1 protein-coding gene is annotated in these 574 nt (G+C 49.1%); it reads right to left on the bottom strand.

Annotated elements, in window-relative coordinates; genetic code table 11:
- Positions 1 to 574 (bottom strand): hypothetical protein (locus CWB98_RS24040; protein ID WP_212751155.1); only part of this gene is annotated, 574 nt, incomplete at both ends.

Raw genomic sequence — 574 nt, 5'->3', positions numbered from 1 at the left:
CTGAGACTGTACCACCAATAATCGACGAGACTACCGTGCCTTTTGCTATCTGGGTAGCACTCAGCCCAGCACCGCCTGGCAGGAACGCGCCACCGGCTCCCTTGGTCACACCAGCACTCACAAACCCATGACCAAACTTACCTCCACTAGCTACTGAAGCGATACCACCTACCCAAGCATGTGCCACGATTTGAGCAACAACTTGGCCTTTAGTTAGTAAATTACCTCCAAAATCTATGTAGTCTCCAAATTGTGCACCTCCAAACACAACATCATCAACATTTTGAACATTGGCTGCCGCGAAATGCTCACCAATCGACCTGAATGCCTGAGCAGTGACAGCAGCTATTGCTCCAGCCTTAAACGCCTGTGAAGAAGAGCCCCCCATCGCTCTTGTGAACTCGTAGTTCCATATTGCTGCACACCCAGCGACTGCCGGACCACAAAACGCAGAAGCGATGTTGCCGGCAATATTGGTCAGTTCGGCCCCGAATATTTTAGTTGCAAACTTAATTAAACTTCTGCTTATTCCCCGAAATGGATTCAGTGAAATATAACCACTCGGATCAATCCG

It is taken from the genome of Pseudoalteromonas rubra (genome assembly GCF_005887115.1).
Taxonomy (GTDB): Bacteria; Pseudomonadota; Gammaproteobacteria; order Enterobacterales; family Alteromonadaceae; genus Pseudoalteromonas; species Pseudoalteromonas rubra_F.
This window is presented reverse-complemented; position numbering and strand designations above follow the sequence as displayed.